This is a genomic window from Hoeflea sp. EC-HK425 (genome assembly GCF_902498795.1).
Taxonomy (GTDB): domain Bacteria; phylum Pseudomonadota; class Alphaproteobacteria; order Rhizobiales; family Rhizobiaceae; genus Hoeflea; species Hoeflea alexandrii.
The window spans coordinates 1-20,649 of record NZ_LR701557.1; the positions used below are offsets into that span (position 1 = coordinate 1).

Sequence of the window (20,649 nt, forward strand, 5' to 3'; positions counted from 1 at the left end):
ATCCATCGCGCTTGTATTTTCCACGGTTCGCTGTCGTCCACATCGCTGCCTTGCCCGAAAAGAATCATCTCAAAGCCAGGGAATCATAACCGACTCAGATTACGCAACTTCTTTCCGGACCGACACTTAGAGGAATTTAACATCGGCGGAGTTCGTCATGCATGTGTTGGCGGTTGAGGCAAAACCCACATTTCGACTGATCGAGGATGCGTCTTCGCTCGGGAAAGCTGCTGAAATCTTTACGAGCCTTTCTAACGCCATCAGACTTGGTGTTCTTGTTCGAGTGCTCGAGCGTGAATGGTCGGTCAACGAGCTCGCTGCCGAGCTCAAAATCAGCCAGTCCGCACTTTCGCAGCATCTGGGAAAACTGCGCCAGGCGCGGATTGTTCAGGTTCGTCGACAAAGCCAATCTATCTTCTATCGCTGCAATGACGAGCTGGTACTCCGATTGTTGACCGAAGCTGGCCTGCTGAGACGGTAACTGTGTTGGTTTCCACGCGGAAGTGAGCCGGCTTTTCCACCGAGAAGTGAGCCACCTCTGAGTATGGTTTTCTGATCAGGGTTTGGTCAAGGGATTGGCTTTTTCTCCTCTCTTGTGTGCTGCGGCAGCCGAGCTGGCTTTGAAGCGGAAGCTGTCGTTCCCGGTTTCCAGGATATGGCAACGATGGGTCAAACGATCGAGCAGGGCGGTCGTCATCTTGGCGTCGCCGAAGACCGTGGCCCATTCGCTGAAGCTGAGGTTGGTGGTGATCACCACGCTGGTCCGCTCGTAGAGCTTGCTCAGCAGATGGAAGAGCAGCGCCCCGCCGGACGCGCTGAAGGGAAGATATCCCAGTTCGTCCAGGATCAGCAGATCGAGGCGAACCAGCGTCTCGGCGATCTGGCCTGCCTTGCCTTTGGCCTTCTCCTGTTCGAGAGCATTGACCAGTTCGATGGTCGAGAAGAAGCGGACCTTTCGGCGATGGTGCTCGATGGCTTGGATTCCAAGAGCGGTCGCGACATGCGTTTTGCCAGTGCCAGGGCCACCGATAAGGACAACGTTCTGCGCCCCATCCATGAACTCGCATCGGTGCAGTTGGCGCACGGTGGCCTCGTTGATCTCGCTGGCGGCGAAGTCGAAGCCGGAGATGTCTTTGTACGCAGGAAAGCGGGCAGCCTTCATATGATAGGCGATGGAGCGGACCTCGCGCTCGGCCATCTCGGCCTTCAGCAACTGGGATAGGATGGGCACAGCCGCATCAAAGGCGGGAGCGCCTTGCTCGATAAGGTCCGTGACGGCTTGGGCCATGCCATACATCTTCAGGCTCCGCAGCATGATGACGACAGCAGCACTTGCGGGGTCATGACGCATGGCGACCCCCTGCGATCCGGGCGCGTAGGCCATCATAGCGTTCGACATTGGCCTTGGGTTCACGCAGCAAGGTCAGCGCCTGTGGCGTATCGATGTCGGGACCATCGATTGTCTTGCCGTCGATCAGCCGATGCAGCAGGTTCAGCACATGCGTCTTGGTCGCCACCCCCGCATCCAAGGCCAGTTCCACAGCCCTGAGGACGACCTGTTCGTCGTGATGAAGGACAAGGGCAAGGATATCGGCCATCTCACGATCACCGCCGGGGCGGCGAAGCATCTGATCTTGCAACTGTCTGAAGGCCAGCGGTAATTCCAGGAAGGGTGCACCATTGCGCAGGGCACCGGGTTTGCGCTGGATGACGGCAAGGTAATGTCGCCAGTCGTAAATCGTTCGCGGCGGCTTGTCGTGGCTGCGCTCAATGATCCGCTCATGCTCGCATAGGATATTGCCCTCGGCCGCAACCACCAGTCTCTCGGGATATATCCGCAGGCTGACGGGCCGGTTAGCAAACGATGCTGGCACGCTGTAACGATTACGCTCAAAGGTGATCAGGCATGTCGGCGAGACGCGCTTGCTCTGCTCGACGAAGCCGTCAAACATGGCGGGGAGCGACATCAATGCTGCCCGCTCATCAGCCCAGACATCCGCGATCGTGCCGGACAAGGTTCCATGCGCCGTCTCCCGCCATAGGTCCTCGCAATGCTGTTCCAGCCAGTCATTCAACGCCGCCAAATCGGGAAAGTCCGGCATCTGTTGCCACAAGCGTGGTCGGGCATCCTGGACGTTCTTCTCGACCTGACCTTTCTCCCAACCTGCCGCTGGATTGCAGAACTCGGGCGCAAAGACATAATGGTTCGTCATCGCCAGGAAGCGGATGTTGACCTGCCGCTCCTTGCCCCGGCCTACGCGATCGACCGCGGTCTTCATGTTATGGGATGGACGCCTCCCTCCGAACCTTCAGAATGAAAGGCCAGCTAAAGGAGGAAGTCATGACATTCGAATTGTTAGCAATCGATCTTGGAAAGTCGTCATTCCATCTGCACAGCATCGCTTCGGATGGCACTATTCTTTCGCGTAAAGTCAGCCGATCGAAGTTGGCTGAGATAGTGAAAGCGATTGCCCCGAAGACGGTCGCGATGGAAGCCTGCGCCAGTGCTCACCATTGGGGGCGGCAATTCAAGGGTGATGGGCGAGAGGTTTTGCTAATTAATCCTCGCTTCGTGAAGCCCTTCGTGCGCGGCTCCAAGAACGATGCGGTCGATGCAGCGGCGATTTTCGAAGCGGCGACACGTCCAACCATGCGGTTCGTACCGCTCAAGTCGACTGCACAGCAAGACCTTCAGTCGCTACACAGAATTAGAGAGCGTCTGATCGTTCAGCGTACATCGCTTATCAATCATGCACGCGGCCTTCTCGCCGAGTATGGAATCGTTTTGCCGCAAGGACCATGGCGCTTTGCGTCCCAGGCACCCTCGGCTGTCGAGGACGCGGCCCTCTCTGATCTCGGGCGAGAGCTATTCCTCGAACTCCTCGACCAGCTCACCGATGTGAATGACCGAGTTGGCAGGCTCGACAGGAAGATTAGCGAGATTTGCCGCGAACGCGACGATTGCCGCCGTCTGTCCGAACTGCCAGGCGTCGGTCCGATCATTGCGACGGCACTCGTTGCTAGCGTCGAGGACGGACGTCATTTTAAATCCGGGCGAGAGCTAGCGGCTTGGATCGGGCTGATCCCGCGACAATACTCGACGGGCGGCAAACCACGGCTTGGCGGAATTGGCCGCCGAGCGAACCATTACCTCCGTCGCCAGATGATCCATGGTGCACGCGCAGTTATAAGCCGACTTGCGAGTCACGACGATCACCGATCGCAATGGCTGAAAGAGCTTGTCGCTCGCCGGGGATTCAATAAAGCAATCGTAGCGCTTGCCAACAAAACCGCGCGGATCGCATGGGCCTTGCTCACCCGACAGGAGCGGTATGCCGCACAATAGGCATTTGCCAATCGTTGCCTCTAAGGCAATGATGAATGCGGGTAAGAACTGATGGCGTAACGGCACGGACCGCAGCTTCGGATCCTGATCTACGACAGGGCCACAAAGGTCGATCATGTTATGAGGACAGAGGTAGCGGACTCCCATCAAGGCCAGGAGCGTGGTCGCTCCAGCGATAGGCCGGATAGATTCACGCATCCAATGCCGAGTGCCGCCAAATGTTCATCTCGCCCGGGAGGCGTCCATAGATTATCGTAGATGCCGCGGCCAGGTACGCCGCCGAACACACGGAAGCCGTGCCAGTGGGCGTCGAACAGCATCTCGTGCGTTTGCAGCAGGTAGGCCCTGACCAGAAACGCGCGACTGTGTGATAGCTTGATATGTGCGACCTGAAGCTTCGTGCGCTCGCCGCCTACCACGGCATAATCTTCACTCCAATCGAATTGGAATGCTTCGCCTGGGCGAAAGGATAGCGGAACGAATATGCCGCGGCCCGCTTTCTGCTGCTCAGACCGCCAGTCACGGGCGAATGCGGCGACCCGACCATAGGAGCCGGTAAAGCCGAGAACCACCAGGTCCGCATGAAGCTGCTTCAGCGTTCGGCGCTGCTTGCGCGACCTCCCGGCCTCGGTCTTCAGCCAGCCAGCAAGTTTGTCGGCATAGGGATCAAGCTTGCTCGGTCGTTCCGGTACCGTGAACGTCGGCTCGATCGTACCAGCGCTCAAATACTTCGCGATCGTGTTGCGTGACAGCCCGGTGCGCCGGCTGATCTCCCGGATCGACTGCTTCTCGCGCAGCGCCATCCGACGGATGATGTTTAAAAGTCCCATGTGGATCACTCCGTTGCCCCCGTCGCTCACCGCGTTGGGGGGAAGGTTCACATGGCTCAATTCTCAATGGAAATTATGCGCCTAACCGGCTCAGTTCCGCGTGGAAACCAACAATACGCGAACAGCGGAAATTCTTCGCGATATCAATTGTGATATTGGCCAAGGCTTCCTCTTCGGACCCGCAAAAAACGCTTCTGAAATTGACACCGGTCAAACCCGAACACTCTGTTTTGGATGATCATTTACCTAAATCTAAGATTTTGGATTGAATAGTTAGGATAGCCTAAAAAAGGATCGCGACTTTTATGCTTGCAACCAATCCGGTAACCAGATTTGCGATCAAGACATATGGCACTCACAATAATCCTATTGTCTTTGCCCATGGTTTGGGTTGCGATCAGGCAATGTGGAAGGATGTCGCGCCTGCGTTTCGGAGCCGGCACCAGATTGTACTTTTTGATCTGATGGGTTTTGGCGCTTCCGATACGAGCTGTTTCTCTTACGAGCGATACCAGTCCTTAGAAGACTATGCTGATGACTTCATCGAAGTTATCGAACAAAGCTGTTCTGAGCCAGCAGTGTTCGTAGGTCACTCAGTAAGCGCGATGATCGGAGTATTGGCCGCATGCAAACGGCCTGACCTCTTTAGGATAGATCAGACAATCACCCTGCATGTGGCGGAACGGGACGCCGGATATTCGCGTCCCATGTCGCCCTGATGCTTGCATCCAGGTGGCGTCGTCTTAACCGGTTGGTGTGGATCGGCATGAAGAGGTGTCCGCACGCTACAAATGCCACCGCTTTCCGTCCGAGATCATCGCGCACGCGATGGCCCCATTATCGATTTCCGCCGAGCCTGCGCGACGCCGAGCACCTTCCTGCCAATCGACGCCACCAACGCCGAGGCGGATGCGAGGGTCTCGGCGCCGTCCTCCAGCCAGCCCCTACGCCAGTAGGACGTGATGAGATGCGCTTCCTTAGCAAGCCCCCATTCTCGCCGCAGGTGCACGCGAATGGCTTTGAACGCAGCAAACTCGCACGCTATCCAGACGAAAAGATCATCCACCTCGTCGGGCTGCGGTAGTGCCTTGACCGCGTTGGCCAGCACGGCCGAGGTCCCAGCCGGCGCCGCGCCGCGATGCAGCCAGCGGATATCGATTGCGGTCCGGTTGTCGATTGCCTGCTCCTCACCGGCATCGGCGACCTCGATCAGCGCAAGCCCTCGCGACTGCGCGGGCAGCGTCTCCAGGAGCCGGGCGATTGACGGCAGAGCCGTCTCGTCCCCTGCCAGTAGATACCGCGCGGCGGGCAAGACGGATCGCCCGCCCGGACCGACCAGGCCAATGACGTCACCCGGCCGCGCCGTAGCCGCCCAGGCGGAGCCCGGCCCGGCGTGGTCGTGCAGGACGAAATCGATATCGAGCCAGCCGGCATCCGGGTCGACGGCGCGGATCGTGTATTTGCGCACCGCCGGCCGGCCCGGACCTGACGGCCAGACGAAACGGCCGTTCTGGTCCAGGAAAGGCCATTCCGGCGTCCCCCCTCGCGGCGGGATCAGCAGTTTGCAATGCAGGTTGCGGCGGCTGGCAAAACGCGTGAGGGCCTCGCCGCTCAGACGGATGCGCCGCATGTGCGGCGTCATATGAAAGGCGTCCACCACCGTCATCAGGCGGAAATTCGGCGGCGCGTCGAGATCGCTCGCGTCGCCTTCCCATGTGATCGATCCGGCAGGCAGGCAGGCAAATTCCTCGACATGCTCGGCAAGCTCGACCTTGATCTCGTGCAGGAACGCCGTGTCCGGCGCCTCCGCCTGAAGGACAAGGGAATCCCGCTCGGCGTGCAGCGTGCCGCGGCAGAACTCGAAGTCGATGAGCGTCATACCGCCCTGCCCCTCGCCGATGCGAGCGCCGTGCTCTACCAGATGGACGGCGACCTTGGACAGGACGGCTTGCGGGTCGCGTAGCAACACCCGGGCGCGGGCGGCGAGCGGAAGAGCGCGGTTCATGGCATTGTTTCCTGGACGATATCGTGGATGGCGATCCGCAGGGCCTCGCCCGCGGCGACGCCGGCCTCTACGCGGTAGACCTGCCGCAGCATGGCCGGCGTGACGACATCCCGAGGCGAGCCTGCGGAAAACAGCTCGCCGTCACGCATGACGGCGATCGTGTCCGCCCAGCGCGCGGCCATCTCCAGATCGTGCAGCACCGCCACGACGATCCGGCCTTCTCCGGCCAGAGCGCGGATCGTGCGCATGACGTGGAACTGGTGGCGCAGGTCGAGCGCGCTGACGGGTTCGTCGAGCAGCAGCAGACGGGGATCGGCGGCAATCGCCTGCGCGAGGCCGGCGAGCTGCTTCTGGCCGCCGGAGAGCCGGCCGAGCCGTTCGAGCGCGAGCGGCAGCATGCCGAGACGGCCCAGCGTGCCGGCCGCCCGCTCGCGCACCACGCCGACCGGGCTTTCCGGCTGCGAGACCTTGAGCGCCGTTATGACGCTGTCGAGCACCGTCAGGCCGATGTCGCCCGGAAGCGCCTGCGGCATGAAGCCGACCGCCCGGGCGCGCGCGGCGGGCTTCATCGCCAGGAGGTCGCGCCCGTCGAGCCGCAGCGTGCCGGAGGCCGGCAAGAAGCCGGCGATGGCCCGAAGCAGGGTCGATTTTCCCGCGCCGTTCGGCCCGGCCAGCACCGTCACCGTGCCCGCCGCCAAGGGCGGCAGCGTCACGCCGGAAACCACCGGACGCCGGCCATAACCGGCCGAGAGCGCATTGACGGTCAGCGCGGAGCTCATGCCTGCGGCCTTCTCGAACGGTGGACGAGCAGGATGAAGACCGGCAGGCCGACCAGCGACGTGACGATGCCGACCGGCAGCAGCAGGCCGGGAACCAGCGCCTTCGACAGGATCGAGGCGAGCGACATGACGAGCGCACCCGTCAAGACGCTGGCGGGCAGGAAGAAGCGATGGTCCTCCCCCGTCAAGAGCCGCGCGACATGCGGGCCGACAAGGCCGACGAAGCCGATTGTGCCGACGAAGGCGACGGCGGTGGCGGCCAGCAGGCTGGCGCGCAGCAAGGACTGGAAGCGCAGCCGCCCGACATCGACGCCGTAGCTGCGCGCCCGCTCGTCGCCGAGGCGCAGCGCCGTCATGCGCCAGGCGGAGAACAGCGAGAACGGCACGACGGCCGCGACCACGCCGGCAAGGATCGCCACCGCCGGCCAGTCGGCCTCCGCCAGGCTGCCCATGCCCCAGAAGACGAGTTGCTGGAGCGAATCCGGCGAGGCGACGAGCTGGAGGAGCGCCACCAGTGCATTGAAGGTGAAGACGAGCGCGATGCCGAAGAGGACGAGCGTGGCGACATCCGACCGCCCGCCGCGGGCGAGGAGTTGCAGGAACAGCACCGAGGCGAAGGCGAACAGGAAGGCATTGGCGACCACGGTGAGCTGCGGCGGCAGGAACGGCAGTCCGAGCCCGAGCACGATGGCGAGCGCCGCCCCGAAGGCGGCCGCCGAGGAGACCCCCAGCGTGAAGGGGCTGGCGAGCGGATTGTCGAGGATCGTCTGCATCTCCGCCCCGGCAAGAGAAAGCGCCGCGCCGACCAGAAGCGCCAGTAGCGCGGTGGGAAGCCGGACCTGCCAGACGATCACCCGAATGGCCGGCGCCGTGTCCGGCGCGCCTGTCAAGGCGCCCCACAGATCGGCGGGCGAGAGGCCGGACGGGCCGGTGAGAAGGTCCATGAGCAGGGACAGCACGATGGACAGGCCGAGCAACGCGACGACGGCCGCGAGCCGCCGCGTCTGCCGGCGGTGGCACTCGATGATGCGGCAGGCGTCCGGGCCGGGGCTCCCCGCCGTCATGGCCGCGCCTCCACGCCGGCCGGGGCAAGATCGACCCACATCGTGCCCGTGAGCGGAACGGCGAGGAAGCGTCGGTCGATCTCGGCCAGGGTCGCGGCGGGGTCGAGATCGGCGAAGCGCTCGGGATGTACCCACCGCGCCATCGCCTCGATGGCGACGATGTTGATGCCGGAAATCGCCAGTCCGTGCCACAGCCCATGCGCCCGGCCAGCGGAAACCACGCCCGTCCCGGCAAGCCCCGGGCGTTGCAGCACCGCGTCGAGCGAGGCGCGTGCCTGTGAGGCGATGAACGACGGCGCGACGGTGAGGCCGCCCGCGGCCTTCATATAGGCGCCGCCCGTGCCGATATAGACCGCAGGGTCCGCGGCGAGGACGTATTCGGCGCTGATCTGCCCGGCCATGCCGGGCACGAGGTCCGCGCCGAGATTGCGCCCGCCGACGAAATCGACGAAATCGCCGATGCCCTGCCCCGCGCCGGCGACGAGGCAGCAGGCACCCCGGCCGGCATGCGCCTCCAGAAGGACGAGCGGCCGGTCGTCCGCGCCGAGCCCTTCGAGCCGCGCGCGGATACGCTCCAGTCTCGCCCCAACGAAATCCGAGAACGCCTGTCCCTCCGCCTCCCGGCCGATGAGCATGGAAAGCCGCTTGATGCCGTAGGCGGGCTCGGCATCGCGCACCGAGGGCGTGAGCGCCAGCACGGCGACCGCGATGCCGGCCGCCTCGAGCTGGCGGATGGCGACGGCCGAGCGGTAATAGGGATCGAGCACGACGAGATCGGGTCGGAGCGCGATGAGCGCCTCCACGGCCGCAGACCCGGACCGCAGTTCGCCGATATCGGGCACGGCGTCGATCGCCGGCCCGTCGCGGCGGAAGGCCTCCAGCACATCGGTGTCCAGCCGGCCTTTGTTCCAGCCCGCGAGCAGGCCGACCGGATTGCGCGCCACGGCCGCAAGGCCGATCAGCCCCATGCCGTCCGTCAGCACGATTCGCTGCGCGGGCTGGGCCATCTCGACCGTGCGGCCGGCATCGTCGGTAATGGAGACGGCCGCGGCTAGGGCGGCATAGGCCGGGAGCACAATGCTCATAGCCAGCGACAGGAGGAGAAGGCGGATGGATCTCATGGGGGCGGGTTTCCGGCATGCGTGAGGCGACGGCATGTCCTGCTGCCGCCTGCCGCGATGCCTGCCTGTCTTACCATTCGTAGCTCAGCTTGAACGAGACGGCACGGCGCTTGCCGAAGGAGCAGGTGCCGAAGCCGTTGCATGCAGCGACATAGTGCTTGTCGAGAAGGTTCTCGGCCGACACCCGGGCTTCCAAGCCCTGATAGGCCTTGTCGAGCGCGGCGAAATCATAGCCGATGGAGGCGTCGAGAACGGCAAAGCCCGGCACCTTGGAAGGCTGTCCGGCATAGGCGTATTCCGTCGCGTCCCAGAGGTTGCTGTCGGTCGCATAGGTCTCGCCGACATAGCGCACGCCCGCGCCGAAGCTCCAGCCGTAGCCCGCCTTGTCCTCCGGCACGGTATAGTTCAGCCAGAGCGAGGCCGTCGCGTCCGGAACGCCGACGACATGGCGGTCCACCGGCATGCCTTGATAGTCCGTCCAGCGCATCCTCTGGAACGTCGCGGCCGCGATGACGTCGAGGCCCTCGGTCAACTGGGCGCGCGCTTCGAGCTCGATGCCACTGCTCCTGGCGCGCGTGTCGTCGGTATAGCAGCGATCCAGCGGCCCGGCCGTGGGGAAGGCGCAGGCGGCCGGCGCTCCGACGCCGTCCTTGTCGCCGGTAAAGGCGGTGGCGCTCCAGAACAGCGCGCCGTCGTCGGACTGGTAGCGCAGGCCCGCCTCCAGCATCTGCCCCGTATAGGGATCCAGCATGGTGCCGTCGTACTTGTAGCTCGGCTGCGGATTGAACGAGGTGGAGTAGCTGACGAACGGCGCAAGGCCGTTGTCGAACAGATAAACCGCGCCGATGCGGCCGGTCATGGCGGAATCGGACGACGAGGCCTTGCTGGACAATCCGTTCAGCCTGACGAGGGTCGAGCTCGTCGCATCGACCGTGTCGTAGCGCAGCCCGCCGAGGAAGCGCCAGTTGCCAAGCGCCACCTGATCCTGCGCATAGAGGCCGGTCTGACGGTAGGGCTGCTCGAAGACACGGAACGTGTCGAACGGGACGGGCGTGACGCCGCGAACGGGGTTGAAGATATCGATGACGGGATATTGGGTACGGTCCCAGCCGTCCTCGTGTCCGCCGGTCAGGCGCTGATGATCGACGCCCACCACCAGCGTGTGCTCGGCTGCGCCGGTGTCGAACCTGCCTTCCGTGAAGACATCCCCCGTCAGCGACCTGTTGTCGTGTTCGGCGAGATAGATCGTGCGCATCATGTGCGTCGGATCGACCATCGCCGTGTAGTCCATCGCCCTGGTCGTGCTCTCCAGCCGGCCGTAGCGCGCCCGCGCCGTCATCTTCCAGTTCTCGTTGAAGCTGTGCTTGAACTCCAGACCGATAGCGGATTCGGTGCGGCTGTATTCGTTCCAGTCCGGATCGCCCTGCCAGAAGCTGGCCGGCAGGCGGCCGTAGCCCGGGATGGGCAGGACGGCGCCATAGGCCGGGGCAAAACCCGCATCGGCCGCGCGCGGGTCGCGCTGGTAGAGCGCGCTGAGGGTGAGGCTGGTCTCGTCGCTGGGCTCCCAGGTCAGCGACGGCGCGAGAAGGACGCGCTCGCCCTTCTGGTAGTCGACGCCGTTGCCCTCCATCCTGCCGAGGCCGACGAAACGGTAAGCGAATGCGTCGCCGACGGGGCCGGTCAGGTCGATGCCGGCTGCCGCACTGTCGTAGCTGCCGCCGCTGACGAAGACGCGGCCCTTCTTCTCGAAGCTCGGACGCTTGGAGACGAGGTTCACCATGCCGCCCGGCGTGCCGGCGCCGAAGAGCGCCGAGGCCGGCCCCTTCACGACCTCGACGCGTTCCAGCATCCAGGGATCGAACTGCACGGAGGTGCGGTCGGAGAAGCGCCAGCGCATGCCGTCGAGCGTGCTGGCATACTGGGCGGCGGCCGAGAAGCCGCCTTCGCCGCGCACGAAATAGCTGTCGTGCCGGTCGGCCTGCCCGCCGGCCGTGCCGGTGACGACGCCGGGCGTATAGCGCAACGCCTCGCCGACGGTGCTGACGCCCTGCTGTTCCATCTGCTTGCCGCCGACCACGTTGACGGTCTGCGGCGTCTCGATGATGGGCGTGTCGGTGCGCGTGCCGCTGGCCGCGTTCCTGGCGATGATGCCGTTGACCGGCCCCCACGCCGTCTCGCCGCTGCCCTGCACCTCGATCGCCTCGAGCCGCGTCGCGCCGTCCTGGATGCCGGCGCCCGTGCCTGCGCCCGCGGTAGCCGGATCGACGATCGTGACCGTGGTCGCGCCGGTGAAACGCCAGGCAAGGCCGGTACCGGCCAGGAGCCGGTTCAGCGCATCCTCTCGGGTGAGATTGCCCGCCACGCCCGGCGAGGATTTTCCGCGCACCAGCGCGGCCGGATAGAGAACCTGGAGATTGGAAACGTCGCCGTAGCGGGCGATCGCGCCGGCGAGCGGGCCGGCGGGAATGAGGTAGCCGGTTGCCGCCGACGCCTGCTGCGCCCGCGCGGGGGCCGCCGCCATCGCCGTGCAGAACGCCGCCGACGCCAGCAGCGCCAGCCCGAGGCCGCCGGCCCGCCGCCTGGCCGCGCCCGAAATCCTGCGCCCGAAATATCCTGTCATGCCCCTGCCCCGTCCTTACGCGTCTGTCATTGCCCTTCACGAGGGCACCTGACGCGAAAGACGGATGGCGGAGCGGATCACCTCACCCCCAAAGTGGAAAAAAACTGTCATGATTTGATTCTTTTTTCGGCATGGGCAGCCGGACCCGTCAGGCTGGATGCAGGATGACCAGCCAGGGCGACAGCTCGAAGGTGCGCACAGGCAGGCTCGTGCGGATCGCCTCCAGCACGCCGTCGGGATCGCGCACGTCGAAAATGCCGCTCACGCGCATGTTGAGGAGGCGTGCGTCGGTGACGCGGATGGTTCCCGCGCGGTAGCGGTTGACGTCGGCCAGGACCTGCCGCAGGGGCCGGTCCTCGAAGATCAGCTTGCCGCGCCGCCAGGCGACGTCGGATTCGACATCGGCGGCGGCGACCGCATTCAGCCGCTGCCGGTCATAGGTCACGGACTGGCCAGCCTTGACCACCGCGTCTCGTGCGTCCGGCCCCTTCACGGAGACCGCGCTCTCCTCGACAGAGACCGTCACCGTTTCCGACCATTCATGGACGACGAAACGCGTGCCGAGCGCCATCGCGCTGCCACCGGCGGCGAAGACCGTGAAGGGACGCCGAGCATCCTTGGCGACATCGAAGAAGGCCCGCCCACGCAGAAGGCGCACGCCGCGCAGCGTCGGCGTGTAATCGAGGGCGATGGCGGAATCGGCGTCGAGCGTGACGACGCTGCCGTCCGCAAGCGTCACCGTGCGCTGCTCACCTGTTCCGGTGGCGTGGTCGCTCGAAAGGAAATCCGGCGGCCCGACGACGATGCCCGCGACCCCGGCGGCAAGGGCGGCGGCGCCGCCGGCCAGAAAGGCGCGGCGGGACCGTCTCGGGCGACAGGCCGCCAGTTCCGCCGGCCTTGCGCGCGGATCGGGTATGCGGTCGAGGTCGGTCCAGATGCGCCCCAGCCGGCCGTATTCGGCGCGGTGCGCGAGGCCGGCGGCCATCCATGCCGCATGGGCGTCCCGGTCGGCCGGGGTGGCATCGCCCGAATGCAGGCGCACGAACCAGGCCAGGGCCTGGTCGCGCACGGTCTGTTTCATCTCATCGTCCGTCTGTGCCATCGGCGTACCGGCTATGTCCTTTCACGCGGCGGGATCGGGCCTTCTGCCAACCGGGGGTCGAGTATAAAGACGAATTTGGTAGGGCCGTCCCTCACCGGCGTCAAACGCATTTCTCCCTCCTATCCCGTCACGTCGCCAAGGCTGTCGCGCAGATGCGCGAGCGCCTTCATCACGAGCTTCTCCACCGCGCTTCTGGTGATGCCCAGCTCGGACGCGATTTCCGCATGGCTCAGCCCATCGATCTTGTGCAGGAGGAAAACTTCCCGCTGGCGCGCGGGCAGGTCGAGCACGGCGCGTTCCAGCATCTTGAGGCGCTGCCGGTAATCGGCGACAGCCTCCGGCGAGGGCGCCTCGTCAGCGTGTTCAGGGCCGTCCGAAAGATCGAAACGCCGGTCGAAGGCCTGCCGCGCCCGGATATGGTCCGTCGCCTGGTTGGCCGCCGCGCGGAAAAGATAGGAGCGGGTGTTCTTGATCTCGGCTTCCGCCGGGACGTTCTGAAGGCGCAGGAACGTGTCCTGAAGCACGTCCTCTGGCTCGATGCGGGAACCGAAACGGCGTGCGAGATAGCGCCTCAACTCCAAGTAGCTGGTGGCGAACCCATCGAGTAAGTTTTTTTTCGTATCACCGGGCATATTTTGATGTTTACCTTGGTCCGGCGGATCGAAACGGTACCCCATAGCAAATCGCGACAGCGGATCAGATGAGCGCTCCCAACTTGTCCGGTGAGGTCGCCACCCACTTTTAGTACCCTGAAGATTTAAAAAACTGATGAAAATTGTCAAGTTTTATGAGGCGCATGCACTTTATCCTCACGCCCGGCCTTAACCAATCGCCCAGCTCACGACGGGCTCGCGAAATTTCTTTAAGAGGCCCGTGGGCTCAATTAAACGTCGCGAGGACGGCGATGACGGTCGCGGCGGCCGGCGGCGGGAGATTGACGTTGCGGCTCGCCGGTCCCTGCAGCGTCACCTCGGCACCCGTCACGTTCTTGAAGGCGACGGGTCGGTGAGCAGCGTCGACGGGGCAAGCCGGTTGATAGGGGCCGGTTTGCCTTCGGGTTCTCGATTCGTCGAGAATGTCCATGTCGTCGGGACGGTTGTCATGGTATGAGGCCGTCGATCAATGTAACGAGATGCCCCAATGCTTCCCTGGATCCAACTCGATCGCGCGACCATCCCTGGCGAGGCCGGAGATCTGCGCCTGAAGCGGCGCGGTAGCGAATTCTCCATCATGCTCGGCTCGACGGAACTCATGAACAGCCGGCTGAGCGGCTCGGAAGAGGCGCTGGCGACCTTGAGCTGCGAGCGGATCGCAGGTCGGAAAAACCCGACCATGCTCGTTGGCGGCCTCGGCATGGGGTTCACCCTGCGGGCCGCTCTCAGTGCCTTGCCGCAAGATGCCCATGTCATTGTCGCCGAACTCGTCTCGGCTGTCGTGGAATGGGGCCGTGGACCTTTGGCAGACCTCCACAACGGCACGCTCGACGATCCGCGTGTCGCTATCCATATCGGTGATGTCGGCGCGCTCATCCGCTCGAAGAAGGCCGTATACGATGCGATCCTGCTCGATGTCGATAATGGCCCCGATGGACTGACGCGCGCTTCCAACGACGGTTTATATAGCCATGAGGGTCTTCACGCCGCCAGGTCCGCACTGCGCCCGGGCGGTGTGCTGGCCGTCTGGTCCTCCGCGCCGGATCGTGCGTTCACACGTCGGTTGCGCGAGGTCGGCTTCGCCACGGAAGAGGTCGGCGTGCGCGCCAACAGCAAGAACGGCGCGCGTCATGTCTTGTGGATGGCGACCAAACGCTGAGGCGCAGATGCACCATAGCCAGGATGTTGCACGCAGAACCTCCGTTCCAAAGCCTATGAGGGCTTTGCCGCCGGCTTTTTACCGGCCGGCGGCTTGACGCGGATTCGCAGCGCGCCGCCTTGCGGATGATCGATCTCGAAGGCGTTCGTCTTTCGGACAAGATCGCTGAGCTTGCGGAATCCGTAGGTGCGCGGATCGAAATCGGACGCGAGATTGGCGAGATGCGTGCCGACCGCGCCGAGGGGCACCCAACCGTCCTCGCTCTCCATCTGCCCAATGACCTTCCGGATGATCGGCACGGCGGCGGATGGCTGCTGGAGGGGTGTTGCGCTCGGTGTCGCTTCAACTTCATTCGCCGGCGCCGAGGGCAGCAAATTCTCCGTATAGACGAACCGCCGGCAGGCCTGGCGGAAACTTTCCGGTGTCTTCTGCTCCCCGAAACCGAACACGTCGATACCCTGCTCACGAATGCGCGCGGCAAGCCGCGTGAAATCGCTGTCGGACGACACCAGGCAGAACCCGTCGAAACGACCGCTGTGGAGCAAATCCATCACATCGATCACCAAGGTGATGTCGGAGGCGTTCTTGCCCGTCGTGTAGGCGAACTGCTGCTGGGGAATGATTGCGTGCTTGGAAAGGATCTCGGCCCAGGCCCTCGAACGGGCGCTGGAAAAGTCGCCATAGATGCGGCGGACGCTGGCCTCGCCAATCTTGGCGATCTCCTCGAACAGACCATCCGCAATCTTTGCGGAGGCATTGTCCGCGTCGATGAGAACGGCAAGCCGGGGTGAACGGAGTTCAGATGGCATGAAGCCTCCTGTCAAAGGAATCGGCAATAAATATACCGGCCGGTGACGGAAGGTCGATAGTTTGGCTTGGCGAGGAGAAGCGGGCGTTGCTCGACATGCCGTAGGGAAAGAGGCACAACTGGATAACTATCAAAGGAATCAACGATGACACCGACTTCCCGAAGACCCGCCAATCCAAAGGACGCTGCCGAAGCGTTGTTCAAGCCGACGAAGAAAGCGCCGGTCCCGGCAGTCGAGCGCCCAGCTATCCCGAGCGCCAGGGAACTTGTATCGCTGAAAATCGATAGCGATGTGCTGGCGCATTTTCAGGCGGACGGACCTGGATGGCAGGATCGCATCAACGCTATTCTGCGGGCCGCCATGAAACAATCGCTTTGATTGTTGCAATATGACCGCGCCTCGCATTTTAGGTCTGGCGACCGTGACGCATGGCTACGCGTTGCTTTGCAGACGATGAACGATCTCGCCCTCAGCCTGTCACGCCTGGAGGTTCCTGTATCATCCGTTCTTCCGGGCGATGAGCGGGGCATGGCTTGATGGCTAGACGATGCATGGGTCGTCGAGGACGAGAATGCTGTCGGCATTGGCGATGGTACGATGCGGTGGCGATGACAAGCGTGGTGCGGCCGGCCGAAAGCTCGGCGAGCGGCTGCTGGATCGCCCGCTCCGTCTTTGTATCCAGCGCCATTGTCGTCTCGCTGCTCGGCAGCTTCTGCCCCCCAGTCACGAGATAGTTCCTCACCGTCTGGAACGCGCGGGGCCGGCGCCGCCGTTTCGCGCAGATGCGTGCCGACGGCCTGCGGGACCGGCTCGGAAACGCCCGCACAAAAGCCGTCATTCCGTCATCACTGGCACGAAAGACGCCGTATCCGCTGGATAGCAGATCATACAAGCATAGAAACGTCATCGAGCGATTGTTCTGCAAGCTCAGGAACTGGCCGCGCATGCAACCCGTTACGACCGCCTCGCAACAAACATCTCGCTTTCGTCGCTCTCGTTTCACCAGTCATCGCGTGGATATAATCGAGTCCCCACCCTAGTCCTGCTGCAGGCCGGTGATCATCGCGATGATCTCGTTCTTGTCGGTCGCCTTCGTCTCGCGCACGCCGATCTGCCGGCCGCGACGCAGGACGCAGATTCGGTCGGAGAGCTTGAAGACCTGATCGAGACTGTGGCTGATGATGAGGATGCCGATATTGCGGCTCTTCAGCGACTGCACGATCTCCTCCACCTTCGCGGTCTCGGCGACGCCCAAGGCGGCGGTCGGCTCGTCCAGGAGGATCAGCTTGCTCGCCCAGTGCGTCGCGCGGGCGATGGCGACGCCCTGGCGCTGGCCACCCGACAGGTCGCGGATCGTCGCATGCGCGGAGGGAATGCGCACGTCGAGCTCCTTCACCAGTTTCTCCGTCTCGTCGATCATCCGCCGGCGGTCGAGAAGGCCGAAGGCCTTGGTCGGCTCGCGGCCGAGGAACATGTTCATGTAGACGCTCTGCTGGTCCGCCAGCGCGAGGTCCTGATAAACGACCTCGATGCCGTGGGCGCGCGCCATGGTCGCGTTGGCCATGGCGACGGGCTCGCCTTCGATGGAAATGGAACCCGCGGTCGGGGCGTGGACGCCGGAGATGATCTTGATCAGGGTCGACTTGCCCGCACCGTTGTCGCCGACCAGCGCGACGATCTCGCCGGGCTGGATCTCCAGCGAGAAACTCTCGATGGCGACAACGCCGCCGAACGTCTTGCGGATGTCCTTCAGCGCCAGGACGGGCCTGCCGGGAGCGGCGACGGCGTGCATGGTCATGATCCTCTCCTCCTAGACCGGCCAGGCGGCGGTTTCGCCCGCCGTGTTCTCGATCGTCTCAACCTTCGGCGCACCGGCCGAAATGCCGGAGACTCCGACGACATAAGCCCGTGTGACGAACGCCTGCCCGCGGAAGCCGAAAATCGCGGTATCGCCGGGTTTCGGTGCGGCCGAACCGGAAGCGTCGATCATGGCGTAGTAGTCGATGGCCGAGGGAGGTGGGATTTCAACGCTGCGCAACGCGCCGGCCGCCACCGTGGGTTCGTCCGAGACGATCGCCTTCACGTCGTATTCGGGGAAGATGGGATCGATGTAGAAACCGCCACCGAGGCAATAGGCTCTACCGCCCGAAAGGTGCGAGACCTCGGTGAGGTAGAGCATGGCGGGGAGTTCCGGCAGGTCCTCCACCACATGCAGCGCCGTGGTGCCGTGCAGGCCATTGCCGGGCTCGCATTGCGTGGCGCCCGCCTCCGCGAGCGCGGCAAGCAGGACGCTCGACGTCGTGCCGGGGGCATTGATCTCGATGCCGCGGCGCCCAGCCCTGGCGAGGGCTTCGGCGGTCCTCGTCAGTGTCGCGAGGTTGGGGGTCGGCAGGACCTTGCGGGCCCGATGGTCGAAGAGCAGCGCCGGGAAGGTCGTGATGCCGGCGAAGCGGCCGCCCTCGAGGCCGTCGAAACCATCGGCGACGGCGACGATATCGCAGGCGGGGAACCCGCCCTCGTGCCCCCGGTAGAAGGTGTCGCCCTCCGCGTGGATTCGGGCGAGCAGGTTCTGCACGCGCCCGGCAGCCTTGGCCCCGGCCGCCGCTTCCCGCGCCTTGGTCTGGTTGAAGACGGTCCAGTAATCCGGCTTCAGTACACTTGCCGCACCGTTGGCCTCGGCGCGCGCAACCTGCTGGAGGTGGCCGAGATGACCGACCTTCATGCCGGCGCGGTGGGTCGCCTTGGCGCAGGCCATGTCGACGGCGACCGCGCTGTCGATGCCGCCGCGCATGATCGCCCGGCAGGCCGAGCTCGACCGGCCGAACTGCTTGGTCATAGCGAAGGTCCTGAGGCCGAGCCGTGTCGCCTCCTCCTTGAGGAGGCGGGCATTGCGCTCGATCGTGTCGAGGTCGATCACATAGGCGTTGGCCGGAATCCGGCCCTCGCGATGCAGCGCCTGAGCTGCTTCCACGAAGCGGGGATTGCGGCGGCGCAGGACGTCGAGAAACATTCGATCCTCCTCAGCGGGATTTTTCGCGCAGCGATACGGCGACTGCGGCAAGGATGATGAGACCGCGAACGATCATCTGGTCGGAAACGGAAAGACCCATGAGGATGAGGCCGTTGTTGAGCATGCCCATCATCAGCGAACCGACGAGCGCGCCGATGATCGAGCCCTTGCCGCCGTTCAGCAGCGTGCCGCCGACGATGACGGCGGCGATGACCGTCATGAGGTCGGTTTCGCCGAGCGTGTATTTCGCCGCCTGCAGGCGGCCGGCATAGAGCAGGCCCGCAAGGCCGGCGAGCCCCCCCGAGATCATCAGGACCGCAAGACGCATCTTCGGCACGGAAATGCCGGAAACGCTCGCCGCCCGCGCATTGTCGCCGACGGCCAGCACATGGGCACCGAAGCGGGTCTCACGATAAATGACGTGGCCGAAGGCGATGGCGATGGCCGTCCACCAGATGAGCGAGGGAATGCCCAGGAACGTGCCCGAACCGAAGAAGCCCGTGAAGGTACTGTCGGTAACGGGGATGCTGCGCAGGTTCGTCATCGAGCGCGAAACGCCGGCAAAGAGCCCCATGGTCGCCAGCGTCACGAGAAAGGACGGCAGGCGCAGATAGGCGACAAGCACGCCGTTCACCAGGCCGACCAGAAGGCCGCAGCCAAGCCCGGCGAGGATGCCGGGAACCATTCCGTAGCCCTGCATCGTCACTGCGGCGGCAAGTGCGGCGACGGCGACGGTCGATCCGATCGAAAGATCGATCTCACCCGCCGACATGACGAAGACGAGGCCGATGGCCATGATGGTGACGGGCGCCGTCTGCAGCACGATGTTGGAGAGGTTGCGGACCGTGAGGAAGCCTCCGTCCTTCAGCACGATGGCGAAGAACAGGAAGATCGCCAGGAAGCCGAAATAGACGACATATTGCTGCAGATTCATGCGGCCGGCCAGCCCCGCCGCACGGACTGCGGTCCCCTGGTTGGTACTGGACATGACTTACCTCCGTGCGTGAGAGCCGACCGGACTTTGCCTATTTCAGGGCGTCGGCGATGGACTGCGGGACATCCCGGTTGAGCGACGACTTCCAGCCTTCCTTCACCGTATCCTTTGTAACGGCCAGGGAATCGACGACGAGGAACGGCGCGGCCTCCCTGCCGATCATCGCGCCGGCGGCCGATCGGGCGGCGGTGACCCCGATGGCGTAGGCCTCGTCCGCAACCAGTGCCGCGACGTTGCCGTCCTTGACCATGTCGAGCGCCGCCGGCTCGTTGAGATCGAGCGTGACGATCTTGGTATGCGCGTTGTCGGCCGAGCGCAGGGCAGAGAGCACGCTCAGCGCGGGCTCCGCCCAGGTGACGTAGATACCGTCGAGGTCGGGATGCTGCGTGACCATAGCCTGCGCGATCTCCTCGCTGCGGGCGGGATCGGCCATGCCCTGCTCGGCGACGATCGTCATGTTTGGATAGTCCTGCTCGATGGTCTTCTTGAAGGCCTGGTCGCGCTGGTTGGTCACGTAGAAATCGGCGTCGTGGAAGATGTAGCCGACCTTGCCCTTCTCGCCCAGGGCCTCGGCCATGGCGACGGCGGCCTTGCTGCCCATCTGGAAGAGGTCATCGGAAACGATGGTCACATAATCCTTGCCGTGCACGTAGCCGGCCGGCGAATTGTCGACGAAGGCGAGCTTGACCCCTGCCGCACGGGCCGGATCGTAGACCGGGCCGGCGCTTGCCGGATCGACCGGCAGCGAAACGATGATCGAGGGCTTCTTCGCCAGCACGGTCTCGACATCGGCCTTCTGGCGCGCGGCATCGAAACCAGCATCGGTCTGCGCGACCACCTCGATGCCGAGGCGCTTGAATTCATCCTGTGCGCCGGAATTCACCGCATTGGTATATTCGCTCATCTCGTGCCACACGAGGGCGGCGGTGAACTTGCCGTCCCTGATCGTCTGCTCCTGTTCTGCGGTGAGCGTGACGGTGCCGGCGGGCGTCGGGGACTCGCCGTTCGGGCCGTTCGTTACACCATCGGCGGCAAGGGCATGGCCGGCGATGAGACCGGTCGTGAGGGCAAGTATCGTTGCAAAACGCATGGGTTTCCTCCCGGGGAACTCGAATGCTTCTGGTACATGGGATGCTGCGGCGGCACGGGGCCGCCGC

Annotated in this window: 18 protein-coding genes and 3 pseudogenes; 5 read left to right on the forward strand and 16 right to left on the reverse strand. The window is 64.1% G+C overall.

The window, feature by feature from the left end:
* Positions 1-157 precede the first annotated feature (157 nt).
* A complete protein-coding gene (locus SPHINGO391_RS01675; RefSeq protein WP_152007253.1) occupies positions 158-481 on the forward strand; it encodes a metalloregulator ArsR/SmtB family transcription factor in 324 nt (107 codons plus the stop codon).
* 75 nt (positions 482-556) lie between these two features.
* Here the strand turns inward: SPHINGO391_RS01675 and istB are convergent, their stop codons facing one another.
* Both istB and SPHINGO391_RS01685 read right to left on the reverse strand, forming a co-directional pair.
* Positions 557-1,351, reverse strand: coding sequence for an IS21-like element helper ATPase IstB (gene istB, locus SPHINGO391_RS01680; RefSeq protein WP_113426738.1), 795 nt, complete (start codon positions 1,349-1,351; stop codon positions 557-559).
* Positions 1,341-2,282: pseudogene (locus tag SPHINGO391_RS01685) on the reverse strand (IS21 family transposase); the annotation flags it as partial. The gene istB and the pseudogene SPHINGO391_RS01685, both read right to left, overlap by 11 nt.
* Positions 2,283-2,416: 134 nt before the next feature.
* On the opposite strand from SPHINGO391_RS01685, the pseudogene SPHINGO391_RS01690 reads away from it, so the two are divergent.
* Positions 2,417-3,398 (forward strand): annotated as a pseudogene (locus SPHINGO391_RS01690) (IS110 family transposase).
* Positions 3,399-3,585: 187 nt separating this feature from the next.
* Here the strand turns inward: SPHINGO391_RS01690 and istA are convergent.
* Positions 3,586-4,176 (reverse strand): annotated as a pseudogene (gene istA / locus SPHINGO391_RS01695) (IS21 family transposase); the annotation flags it as partial.
* Positions 4,177-4,481: 305 nt separating this feature from the next.
* On the opposite strand from istA, the gene SPHINGO391_RS01700 reads away from it, so the two are divergent.
* Positions 4,482-4,895 carry an alpha/beta hydrolase gene (locus tag SPHINGO391_RS01700; protein WP_210385741.1) on the forward strand — a complete coding sequence of 138 codons (414 nt, stop codon included), beginning with the start codon at positions 4,482-4,484 and terminating at the stop codon, positions 4,893-4,895.
* Between the two features lie 95 nt (positions 4,896-4,990).
* Here SPHINGO391_RS01700 and SPHINGO391_RS01705 read toward each other — a convergent pair whose 3' ends face one another.
* From SPHINGO391_RS01705 to SPHINGO391_RS01740, 8 genes are all read right to left on the reverse strand, one after another.
* Positions 4,991-6,181, reverse strand: coding sequence for a siderophore-interacting protein (locus SPHINGO391_RS01705; RefSeq protein ID WP_152007255.1), 1,191 nt, complete (start codon positions 6,179-6,181; stop codon positions 4,991-4,993).
* The gene (locus SPHINGO391_RS01710; RefSeq protein ID WP_152007256.1) at positions 6,178-6,960 is read right to left on the reverse strand and encodes an ABC transporter ATP-binding protein; all 783 of its coding nucleotides are present in this window, start codon (positions 6,958-6,960) and stop codon (positions 6,178-6,180) included. Before SPHINGO391_RS01710 ends, SPHINGO391_RS01705 begins: the two co-directional genes overlap by 4 nt.
* A complete protein-coding gene (locus SPHINGO391_RS01715; RefSeq protein ID WP_152007257.1) occupies positions 6,957-8,024 on the reverse strand; it encodes an iron ABC transporter permease in 1,068 nt (355 codons plus the stop codon). Before SPHINGO391_RS01715 ends, SPHINGO391_RS01710 begins: the two co-directional genes overlap by 4 nt.
* Positions 8,021-9,145, reverse strand: coding sequence for an ABC transporter substrate-binding protein (locus SPHINGO391_RS01720; protein ID WP_193217154.1), 1,125 nt, complete (start codon positions 9,143-9,145; stop codon positions 8,021-8,023). Before SPHINGO391_RS01720 ends, SPHINGO391_RS01715 begins: the two co-directional genes overlap by 4 nt.
* 70 nt (positions 9,146-9,215) lie before the next feature.
* On the reverse strand, positions 9,216-11,765 hold the full coding sequence (locus SPHINGO391_RS01725; protein ID WP_152007259.1) for a TonB-dependent siderophore receptor: 2,550 nt from the start codon (positions 11,763-11,765) through the stop codon (positions 9,216-9,218).
* Between the two features lie 148 nt (positions 11,766-11,913).
* Positions 11,914-12,846: a FecR family protein gene (locus tag SPHINGO391_RS01730; RefSeq protein WP_244615080.1), complete on the reverse strand. Its 933-nt coding sequence runs from the start codon at positions 12,844-12,846 to the stop codon at positions 11,914-11,916.
* A 140-nt stretch (positions 12,847-12,986) separates the two neighbouring features.
* Entirely contained in the window at positions 12,987-13,544 is a 558-nt protein-coding gene (locus SPHINGO391_RS01735) for a sigma-70 family RNA polymerase sigma factor (RefSeq protein WP_244615081.1), read from the reverse strand.
* Positions 13,545-13,746: 202 nt separating this feature from the next.
* A complete protein-coding gene (locus SPHINGO391_RS01740) occupies positions 13,747-13,950 on the reverse strand; it encodes a hypothetical protein (protein ID WP_152007261.1) in 204 nt (67 codons plus the stop codon).
* Between the two features lie 57 nt (positions 13,951-14,007).
* Between SPHINGO391_RS01740 and SPHINGO391_RS01745 the strand changes: the two genes are divergently transcribed.
* Complete coding sequence (locus SPHINGO391_RS01745) at positions 14,008-14,679, forward strand: hypothetical protein (protein WP_152007262.1); 672 nt, start codon at positions 14,008-14,010, stop codon at positions 14,677-14,679.
* 53 nt (positions 14,680-14,732) lie between these two features.
* On the opposite strand, the gene SPHINGO391_RS01750 is transcribed toward SPHINGO391_RS01745, so the two are convergent.
* A complete protein-coding gene (locus tag SPHINGO391_RS01750) occupies positions 14,733-15,488 on the reverse strand; it encodes an NYN domain-containing protein (RefSeq protein ID WP_152007263.1) in 756 nt (251 codons plus the stop codon).
* A gap of 144 nt (positions 15,489-15,632) precedes the next feature.
* Here SPHINGO391_RS01750 and SPHINGO391_RS01755 point away from each other — a divergent pair, with 144 nt between their 5' ends.
* Positions 15,633-15,866 carry a BrnA antitoxin family protein gene (locus SPHINGO391_RS01755; RefSeq protein WP_152007264.1) on the forward strand — a complete coding sequence of 78 codons (234 nt, stop codon included), beginning with the start codon at positions 15,633-15,635 and terminating at the stop codon, positions 15,864-15,866.
* A 658-nt stretch (positions 15,867-16,524) separates the two neighbouring features.
* On the opposite strand, the gene SPHINGO391_RS01760 is transcribed toward SPHINGO391_RS01755, so the two are convergent.
* Genes SPHINGO391_RS01760 through SPHINGO391_RS01775 form a run of 4 tightly spaced genes read right to left on the reverse strand, consistent with a single transcriptional unit; the run spans position 16,525 to position 20,582 of the window.
* The gene (locus tag SPHINGO391_RS01760) at positions 16,525-17,286 is read right to left on the reverse strand and encodes an ATP-binding cassette domain-containing protein (RefSeq protein ID WP_152007265.1); all 762 of its coding nucleotides are present in this window, start codon (positions 17,284-17,286) and stop codon (positions 16,525-16,527) included.
* A 12-nt stretch (positions 17,287-17,298) separates the two neighbouring features.
* On the reverse strand, positions 17,299-18,498 hold the full coding sequence (locus tag SPHINGO391_RS01765; protein WP_152007266.1) for an alanine racemase: 1,200 nt from the start codon (positions 18,496-18,498) through the stop codon (positions 17,299-17,301).
* Between the two features lie 10 nt (positions 18,499-18,508).
* Entirely contained in the window at positions 18,509-19,486 is a 978-nt protein-coding gene (locus SPHINGO391_RS01770; RefSeq protein ID WP_152007267.1) for an ABC transporter permease, read from the reverse strand.
* Between the two features lie 37 nt (positions 19,487-19,523).
* Positions 19,524-20,582, reverse strand: coding sequence for a substrate-binding domain-containing protein (locus SPHINGO391_RS01775; RefSeq protein ID WP_152007268.1), 1,059 nt, complete (start codon positions 20,580-20,582; stop codon positions 19,524-19,526).
* Positions 20,583-20,649: the final 67 nt, after the last annotated feature.

Excerpts from the sequence above, each read along its gene's own strand:
- SPHINGO391_RS01675 (WP_152007253.1), top strand. The coding sequence starts at position 158 with ATGCATGTGTTGGCGGTTGAGGCAAAACCCACATTTCGACTGATCGAG.
- istB (WP_113426738.1), bottom strand. The coding sequence starts at position 1,351 with ATGCGTCATGACCCCGCAAGTGCTGCTGTCGTCATCATGCTGCGGAGC.
- SPHINGO391_RS01700 (WP_210385741.1), top strand. The coding sequence starts at position 4,482 with ATGCTTGCAACCAATCCGGTAACCAGATTTGCGATCAAGACATATGGC.
- SPHINGO391_RS01705 (WP_152007255.1), bottom strand. The coding sequence starts at position 6,181 with ATGAACCGCGCTCTTCCGCTCGCCGCCCGCGCCCGGGTGTTGCTACGC.
- SPHINGO391_RS01710 (WP_152007256.1), bottom strand. The coding sequence starts at position 6,960 with ATGAGCTCCGCGCTGACCGTCAATGCGCTCTCGGCCGGTTATGGCCGG.
- SPHINGO391_RS01715 (WP_152007257.1), bottom strand. The coding sequence starts at position 8,024 with ATGACGGCGGGGAGCCCCGGCCCGGACGCCTGCCGCATCATCGAGTGC.
- SPHINGO391_RS01720 (WP_193217154.1), bottom strand. The coding sequence starts at position 9,145 with ATGAGATCCATCCGCCTTCTCCTCCTGTCGCTGGCTATGAGCATTGTG.
- SPHINGO391_RS01725 (WP_152007259.1), bottom strand. The coding sequence starts at position 11,765 with ATGACAGGATATTTCGGGCGCAGGATTTCGGGCGCGGCCAGGCGGCGG.
- SPHINGO391_RS01730 (WP_244615080.1), bottom strand. The coding sequence starts at position 12,846 with ATGAAACAGACCGTGCGCGACCAGGCCCTGGCCTGGTTCGTGCGCCTG.
- SPHINGO391_RS01735 (WP_244615081.1), bottom strand. The coding sequence starts at position 13,544 with ATGGGGTACCGTTTCGATCCGCCGGACCAAGGTAAACATCAAAATATG.
- SPHINGO391_RS01740 (WP_152007261.1), bottom strand. The coding sequence starts at position 13,950 with ATGGACATTCTCGACGAATCGAGAACCCGAAGGCAAACCGGCCCCTAT.
- SPHINGO391_RS01745 (WP_152007262.1), top strand. The coding sequence starts at position 14,008 with ATGCTTCCCTGGATCCAACTCGATCGCGCGACCATCCCTGGCGAGGCC.
- SPHINGO391_RS01750 (WP_152007263.1), bottom strand. The coding sequence starts at position 15,488 with ATGCCATCTGAACTCCGTTCACCCCGGCTTGCCGTTCTCATCGACGCG.
- SPHINGO391_RS01755 (WP_152007264.1), top strand. The coding sequence starts at position 15,633 with ATGACACCGACTTCCCGAAGACCCGCCAATCCAAAGGACGCTGCCGAA.
- SPHINGO391_RS01760 (WP_152007265.1), bottom strand. The coding sequence starts at position 17,286 with ATGACCATGCACGCCGTCGCCGCTCCCGGCAGGCCCGTCCTGGCGCTG.
- SPHINGO391_RS01765 (WP_152007266.1), bottom strand. The coding sequence starts at position 18,498 with ATGTTTCTCGACGTCCTGCGCCGCCGCAATCCCCGCTTCGTGGAAGCA.
- SPHINGO391_RS01770 (WP_152007267.1), bottom strand. The coding sequence starts at position 19,486 with ATGTCCAGTACCAACCAGGGGACCGCAGTCCGTGCGGCGGGGCTGGCC.
- SPHINGO391_RS01775 (WP_152007268.1), bottom strand. The coding sequence starts at position 20,582 with ATGCGTTTTGCAACGATACTTGCCCTCACGACCGGTCTCATCGCCGGC.